The sequence below is a fragment of the Actinocrinis sp. genome, from assembly GCF_035938995.1.
GTDB lineage: Bacteria > Actinomycetota > Actinomycetes > Streptomycetales > Catenulisporaceae > DASZGI01.
Genome location: NZ_DASZGI010000187.1, coordinates 1 through 3,830 on the forward strand (window position 1 = coordinate 1; position 3,830 = coordinate 3,830).

At 69.2% G+C, this 3,830-nt stretch carries 4 protein-coding genes; all 4 read left to right on the plus strand.

The window, feature by feature from the left end:
* Positions 1–165 precede the first annotated feature (165 nt).
* A complete protein-coding gene (locus VGZ32_RS13280) occupies positions 166–1,458 on the plus strand; it encodes an ABC transporter permease subunit (protein ID WP_349263591.1) in 1,293 nt (430 codons plus the stop codon).
* Positions 1,459–1,511: 53 nt separating this feature from the next.
* On the plus strand, positions 1,512–1,943 hold the full coding sequence (locus tag VGZ32_RS13285) for a hypothetical protein (protein ID WP_326886294.1): 432 nt from the start codon (positions 1,512–1,514) through the stop codon (positions 1,941–1,943).
* Complete coding sequence (locus VGZ32_RS13290; RefSeq protein ID WP_326886295.1) at positions 1,940–2,866, plus strand: carbohydrate ABC transporter permease; 927 nt, start codon at positions 1,940–1,942, stop codon at positions 2,864–2,866. Before VGZ32_RS13285 ends, VGZ32_RS13290 begins: the two co-directional genes overlap by 4 nt.
* Before the next feature lie 98 nt (positions 2,867–2,964).
* Positions 2,965–3,830: ABC transporter ATP-binding protein (locus tag VGZ32_RS13295; RefSeq protein ID WP_326886296.1), on the plus strand; the 866-nt coding region annotated here is incomplete at its 3' end.

The following is a 3,830-nucleotide window of genomic DNA, read 5'->3' on the forward strand; positions in this document are numbered from 1 at the left end:
CGTCCGCACCACCCCTACCCCGACACGTTCCCGAAAGAAGGGGTCCTGACCTCCATGGGCGTCTCCGACTCCATGGTGCCGCTCGCCGGGGAGGCCGCACCCTCCCCGGCGTTTGGCACGCATCCCGCCCGGCTGCGCGACCGCCTTCGCCGTCCCCGCGCGCCGATGAGCCCGCTGCGCATCCCGCGCCGCATCCGCTACGGCTTCCTCGGCCCCGCGGTGCTGCTGCTGCTTGCCTTCATCGTCTACCCGAGTGTCTACTCGATCTGGCTGAGCCTGCACGGCGCCAACGGCCACTCATTCGTCGGGCTGGCCAACTTCGGCAAGCTGTTCAGCGACCCGGCGACGCTGACCGCGCTGCGCAACAACATCATCTGGGTGGTCACCGCGCCCACGCTCGCCTGCGTGCTCGGGCTGGTGTTCGCGGTGATGGCCGAGCGGATCAAGCTGGCCACCGCGTTCAAGATCGTCATCTTCACCCCGATGGCCATCTCCTTCCTGGCCGCGGGCGTCATCTTCGAGCTCGTCTACCAGGCCGACCCGCACCAGGGGGTCGCCAACGCGGTGCTCGTCGGCGTCCACGACACCTTCGCGCCCTCGTCGAAGTACCCGGGCGCTCATCCCAGGGTGGACGGCACCTTCGGCGCGTCCGGCGGATCGTTCACGACCACGCAGGCTTTCGCCCCGGGTTCGACCGCGCAGCTGCCCCTGGTCGGATACGCGGTCACCTCGCTGCCGGCGAACGCCGCGCAGGCCGCGCCGGCGGCCGCGAAACCCGGCGAGATCACCGGAACCGTCTGGCTCGACCTCGTCTACGGCGGCGGCGGCACGCCCGGTCACCTCGACCACGGCAAGAAGGGCATGTCCGGGATCAACGTGCAGGCCGTCGAAGGCACCCAGGTGGTCGGCAGCGCCACCACGACCGCCGACGGCACCTTCGCCATCAGCGGTCTGTCTCCCGGCCAGTACCGGCTCGAACTGCCGGCGGGCAACTTCGCGCAGCCCTACAACGGCGTGTCCTGGCTGGGGCCGAGCCTGGTGACCCCCGCGATCATCGCCGCCTACCTGTGGATCTGGTCCGGCTTCGCCATGGTGCTGATCGCCGCGGGCCTGAGCGGGGTGCCGCGCGAACTGCAGGAGTCCGCGCGCGTGGACGGGGCGTCGGAATGGCAGATCTTCCGCAAGGTGACCGTCCCGCTGCTCGCTCCGGTGCTGCTGACCGTCCTGGTGACCCTCGTCATCAACGTGCTGAAGGTGTTCGACCTGGTGTTCGTCATCGCGCCGGGCTCGACCCTCCCGAACGCGAACGTGCTCGCGGTGGAGATGTGGAGCGTCTCGTTCGGCGGCGCCAATGATCAGGGCCTTGCCAGCGCGATCGGGGTGTTCCTCTACGTCCTGGTCCTGCCCGCGCTGTACTTCAACGTCCGGCGGCTTCGCCGCGAACGGAGCGGCAAGTGACCGCGAAGAAATATTGGCCCAAGGGAAACAAGCGAAAGGCGCGGAGGCCCGCGATGGATAAGGATCCGGACACACCGCCGGGCCTGGGCGCGCCCGGACGGTCGGCCGTCTGGGAGTTCTCCGCTCCCGGCGAGGCCGGCGGCTACGCGGAGAGGTCGCTGCGGGACTGGGGGCTCGGCGAGCTCACCTCCCCGGTGTCCTCCACGGTGACCGCGCTGGCGACGTGGAACGAGAGGAACGAGCCGACCGGAAAGCTGCGGCTCGGGCTGTCCCTGCAGGAGCCGTCCCGCCCGGTGCTGTACGTGCAGATCACCGATCAGGGCATCCTGCTGCCCGACCCGTATCGCAGTCAGGACGACGCGAAACTCGCCGTCAAGGTGCTCGGCCGGCCGTGCGTCGTCTGGGGCGCCGGCCTCGAATCGGAAGGCCTGGTCCGGACGTTGTGGGCCATCTTTTCCACCAAGCGCGAGGAGGTGGCCCAGTGACCATCACCCAGCTCACGCGGCACCGGTCCATCAGGACCGACCGCTACCGTGCCGCCGGCGCGCCGAGGCCCAGGCGCTTGGCGGCCGTCATCTCGCAGCGGCTGAGCAGCGGGGCCCTGCAGATCGTCGCATTGCTGGTCGGCGTGTTCTGGCTGGTCCCGGCGCTCGGACTGTTCGTCTCGTCGTTCCGCTCGGCCGACAACATCAGCGGCAGCGGCTGGTGGACGGTCTTCACCAAGCCGGCCCAGCTGACCCTCTCCGACTACGCCAATCTGTTCCACAACCAAGGCATAGTGCAGGCTCTGATCAACAGCGTGTTGATCACGGTGCCCGCCACGGTGCTGGTCGTGGTGATCGCGGCGTTCGCGGCGCACGCCTTCGCCTGGATCGATTTCCCGGGCCGGGACTGGGCCTTCGTCGCCGTCGTGGGGCTGATGGTCGTGCCCGTCCAGGTCGCGCTGATCCCGGTGGCGAAGATGTACCGGGACGTGCACCTGTTCGGCTCGATCACCGGCGTGGTGCTCTTCCACGTGGGCTTCGGCCTGCCGTTCGCGGTGTTCATGCTGCGCAACTTCTTCGCGTCGATCCCGCGCGAGTTGCTGGAGGCGGCCCGGATGGAGGGCGGCTCCGAATGGGTGATCTTCCGGCGGGTCATCCTCCCGCTCGGCAAGCCGGCGATCGCGTCGCTCGCCATCTTCCAGTTCCTGTGGGTCTGGAACGACCTGCTGGTCGCGCTGGTCTTCTCCAGCCCCAGCACGCAGCCGCTGACCGTGGCCCTCCAGTCGCAGATGCGGCAGTTCGGCAGCAACATCGACATCCTCGCGCCCGGAGCCTTCCTGGCGATGGCGGTGCCTTTGCTGGTGTTCTTCTCGTTCCAGAGATACTTCGTGCAGGGCCTGCTGGCCGGATCGGTCAAGGGGTAGGGGGACCGGGACCGCTCCCGGGTCGATCCGCCTCCGGCCCGGGAGCCCCGTCCACACCAGGCAAGAGAACGCAAGCTGAATCAGGAGCCGAATAGATCGTGGCCGAGATCCGTTTCGTCGACGCCACGCGTCTGTACCGCGGCATGTGGAAGCCCGCCGTCGACGCGGTGAATCTGGAGATCCTCGACGGCGAGCTGACGGTCGTGGCGGGCCCGTCGGGCAGCGGGAAGTCGACGCTGCTGCGGATGCTGGCCGGCCTGGAGCCGATCGACCGGGGCGGACTGCTGATCGACGGCGCCGATGTCAGCCGGCTGCCTCCCGACAAGCGCGGCGTATCCATGATCTTCCAGGGTTTCGCGCTCTTCCCGCACCTGACGGTGTTCGACAACATCGCCATTCCGCTGACGATGCGCAAGGTCTCCGCGCGGGCCGTGCGCTCGCGGGTGGAGCAGGCCGCCGAGCAGTGCGGTGTGACCGGACACCTCACAGCGCGCCCCGACGAGCTGGACCACGACCTGCGCCAGCGCGTCACGATCGCGCGCGCGATCGTGAACAAGCCCCGGGTCGTGTGCCTCGACGAACCGCTCGCCGGCTCCGGGGTGCCTTTCGTGATGCGCGCCAGCACCCCCATCGCCGCCCTCCAGCGTGAACTCGGCATCACCATGCTCTACGCCACGTGCAGCACCACCGACGCCTGGGTATTCGCCGACCAGGTGGCCATGCTCGATCGTGGGACGCTCCAGCAGACCGGGCCGCCCGCGACGGTCTTCGAGCGGCCCGAGACGGTCGCGGTCGCCCAGTTCGTCGGCTCCCCGCCGATGAACCTGGTCGAAGCACCGGTCGAGGAGGAGACCGCCCTGTTCGGCGGCCAGCGCATCGAGATCGGGCCCAAGCAGCGCGAAGCGCTGACGGGCGACCGGGTGGTGATCGGCCTGCGGCCCGAGGACCTGGTCATCGCCGCCGG